At 42.4% G+C, this 3518-nt stretch carries 3 protein-coding genes; 2 read left to right on the top strand and 1 reads right to left on the bottom strand.

What is annotated here, in order from left to right:
* Window positions 1–902 precede the first annotated feature (902 nt).
* Window positions 903–1499: a hypothetical protein gene (locus K6Y31_RS21895; protein WP_233055153.1), complete on the top strand. Its 597-nt coding sequence runs from the start codon at window positions 903–905 to the stop codon at window positions 1497–1499.
* A gap of 106 nt (window positions 1500–1605) precedes the next feature.
* On the opposite strand, the gene K6Y31_RS21900 is transcribed toward K6Y31_RS21895, so the two are convergent.
* A complete protein-coding gene (locus K6Y31_RS21900; RefSeq protein ID WP_233055154.1) occupies window positions 1606–2805 on the bottom strand; it encodes an IS4 family transposase in 1200 nt (399 codons plus the stop codon).
* A 142-nt stretch (window positions 2806–2947) separates the two neighbouring features.
* Here K6Y31_RS21900 and K6Y31_RS21905 point away from each other — a divergent pair, with 142 nt between their 5' ends.
* Window positions 2948–3337, top strand: a complete 390-nt coding sequence (locus tag K6Y31_RS21905) for a hypothetical protein (RefSeq protein ID WP_233055155.1) — start codon at window positions 2948–2950, stop codon at window positions 3335–3337.
* Window positions 3338–3518: the final 181 nt, after the last annotated feature.

Raw genomic sequence — 3518 nt, forward strand, 5'->3', positions numbered from 1 at the left:
CATTACCGGTTATTTCAATCGGTACAGGCCTCACCAGTTTAACAAGGGGTTATCGCCACAAAAGGCTGAAGCAGAATACTTCAAAACTTATAACGAGGTGGCCAGTTTTAGTTGACCACTACAGAGTTGCTGCTTTTGCTATATGAAAAAAAGTCAGACAATAATAAGGTTAACGAAAATATGGAAAACATTGTAGAGTCGTTAATTGAGCTAGGTTTGGTATCAAGAAACACCTAAGAAATTAAACAAGGACAAAAAACAGTTGGCTTTTGCTCCTTCGTCGCTTATTTTAGCCAACAATTTTTTGCCTGTTAATTGGGCGTTAAATTTCGGGAAGAAAAAATAGATTGTGCTCAAACATATAGCATTCATTCCATTGCTCTTAATCATTTCCGCCTACACAAAAGCTGGCGGCTTTTATGTGGATTTCATTTACCAGGGAAAAGAGGAAGGGGCTTTTCTTTTGAAGGCTGTCGAGCCAGAGCACATGAGATTCATGCCTAAAGGCACTAAGGAATGTAAAGAATTACGAGTGAAGTTCCAATATAGCTACTCAAGGTATTTTTCATCGCTATTAAGTGCATCAAAATACCCAAATATATTTACACATAGAGAAAATATCGAGAAATTCTCTAACACAAAAGTGAATGAACAAATCCGATTGATTTTTATGGCAGGTTGGCCGTTTAAGTATAATGGTTGCGACTTGCGATCAACCAGTTTATTAACCGAGACTCCAAATGAATATTACCCAATATTGGACAATATTCCGTGAGTCTAGAAAAATTTAACAAGGGCCAGCAACGGACCGTCAAACCTGTCACTTTTTGTGCGCTTCGCAGCACAAAAACCGCCAGCTTTGCCAGCCGCTGTGGCCGGCGTTAGTTGCATCAAGGTCGAGTATGAGCTACGAAACTGATATACAAAACAAGGAAGTTATAGCCGAGGAGATTTTTATAGGACATCCGAAGGCTAAATTTGCTTCAGCAATTTCTAATTCTACTCTAAAGAATTGTGAAGTAACCATCATTGGCAGTTCGAGCACCCTGTTATCACATGTTGTATTTGATAACTGTACAATAAACTGTAAAAGAGCCTCCTCCCATATATTTCAATCAGTGAAGTTCATTCATTGTAAATTCGTTGGGCTTCTCAAAGATTCGGTAATTGGGTCACCTGATTTAGATTCTGATGGCTTCGACGCAGAAATTCGAGATTGCGACTTTACAGAGCTTGAAATGAATTTGGTTGATTTTCGCCACGGCCTTGCACTCACTAGCTGTAAGTGGCCATCTTGGCCTCATGTAGTCTTCGAGAGAACAAATGATACTCGTCAGGCTTTGAAACAGCTTAAGCTTCCAAAACAAGTTTCTCGCCTTATTGGCATGCGAGTATTAGGCAATAAAAACTATTTGGTCTTTAATATGTCAAAATACGACTGTGATCTTGGGAGCATCCATAAGTCTTTATCGGGGTCACCGCATGTGTTCAGCAACTAACAAGTGCATCTTGCCGGATTTGGGTAAACTGTCACCTGTTTTGCAAAAACACGCAAATCAGCCGCCATCTCACCCAAACCGCAAATGCAGGCGCTGACGGATCCCCTCATAATTTAAGCATCGCTGTTTGATGGATCACCCGTATATATTCGTAGATTGCCCACTGTATATCCGCGCTACTTCTTCGGTGATCCCGCCGCCTTAGCACCTCTTTTGCAAGCCGTGTTATCGACAAAACGTGACGTGTTTTGATGGTGTTGGCTTGAAACTGATATTGCCACTTTTGCTGCCTAGCAATGAGCCCAATGCACCACAGCACAACTTCTGCCAACAGGCTTATTAGCAAAAGAATATCTAACCGCTTGGTGCAGCGACTGCGACAATGGCGCAGGCCAAAACCATAAGCAGGACTCTTTAAATCCCGAAATGATTCTTCGATTTGCATCCGTTTGGCGTAGAGTTTAACGACTTGTTTTGCAGTAAACATGGCCGGGGGTAAGTTGGTGGCGAGCATCCACGGCTCTTTCGCTGAACGTTGATACAAATGTTGGGCAGAATGCTTTTGACCTGTGCGGCTGTGCCTCTTACCTTTGCGCTTCTTAGCGGCGCCTTTGTACAAGTAAATCTGGCATGAAAGTGGTGTTTTCTTTGCAATTTCAGCGAGCCCAAGGTGTTGTGGGTGTGTATTCGCTTTGACGAAAAAGCTTTTATTCGATAGCCAGTCTTGCTTGTCTAGCTTCACGCCCACTTCACCGCGTAAGCGGCCAAGCCAATACCAACCAAGCGCTTCAACTTGGCGAAACCAAGTATTACGGTAACCGGCATCGGTGATCAGAATCGGCGTGCAATTGGGTGGCATTACTTGTTTCAACTCATCCAAGAAACGTTGATGGCTTCGAGGAGAATTGTAATGCTTGAATTCAAAGGTGCGTTCATACAAAACAACGCTGCGGCCATTAACGGCAATAGATGCGCGTAATGTCATCATTCGCAGCTGCTCACGCACGTCAGCCCAGTCGATAAGGACAAATGGAAAGGGGTTTAGGCTGCAAGTTAAGTGCGCATGCCAGCGATAAATATCGATGCGCTCGCGGTGCAACTGCGCATTGCCAAGCAACCTATCAACACGCTTAATGGCATGTTTAGCGGATGTCCTACCCGCCATGAAACGGCCAAGTTGAGTTAGGGTGAGGCGATCACCGTTGAGCAATGCTTGGGTGGAATCAATGAGGGATTGAAGTCGCTTTTTGTGAATGAAAGGGCATTGATTTTGTAGCTGTTGGTGTATGATATTAAGTTCGCGCATCTCGTTGTAATCTGATTTGTTTTTGGCGAAATTAATTAGATCACACAACGAGATGCGTTTCTATATCTATGATAGCGAACGATATCTTGTGGGGATTCGCTAGATGCAGGCGTTATGTGCCTAATATTAAACGAGTTGCTTAGTGAAAAATTTTGTCAGTTTTGTTGCGAGTGTTTTGTGGGCAATAGTTACTTGGTTATTTTTGTTTTTTGTCGCGCAGGGAATCCTTTTTCAGATTAATGCTCCATTTGAATATTTTTTAAATTGGTGGGTAATTCCTACTATAAGTGCTTTTGTAGCAATAAGATTTACAAGCAATTTATTTTACAACGTCAATAAAAAATCACTTCTTATTGTATTTTGTTGTCTATTTTTAACTTGTACACTAGGCGGGGCACTTTACTTACATTTTAATATTTTCGTTGGCTTTGAGGTCCAATTAACAGAAGTTCTCTCTTTGTCAGGTATAGTTTTGGGTAGTTGTTTTGGAGCTTATTTAGCATACAAGAGCCCGCACAAAAAGTTGTTGTAGCTAGCACATAACAAATAAGAATAGGTGTCGCGAAGCCGACACCCCATATTCAATTGTGTGCGCCGAGCATGGCGTTGATCTAGGAGGTGAAAGTCCTCTACGGGCTCAATCGAGAGAGAACCGTTAGCCTATGCAAGGGTGTTCACCGCGAGGTGAAATCTGAAGGAAGCAAATGGCAAAA

The organism is Motilimonas cestriensis (genome assembly GCF_021295315.1).
Taxonomy (GTDB): Bacteria; Pseudomonadota; Gammaproteobacteria; order Enterobacterales; family CBDFNC01; genus Motilimonas; species Motilimonas cestriensis.

Bases quoted from the DNA above. Each gene is read 5' to 3' on its own strand.
- K6Y31_RS21895 (WP_233055153.1), top strand. From the start codon at position 903: ATGAGCTACGAAACTGATATACAAAACAAGGAAGTTATAGCCGAGGAG.
- K6Y31_RS21900 (WP_233055154.1), bottom strand. From the start codon at position 2,805: ATGCGCGAACTTAATATCATACACCAACAGCTACAAAATCAATGCCCT.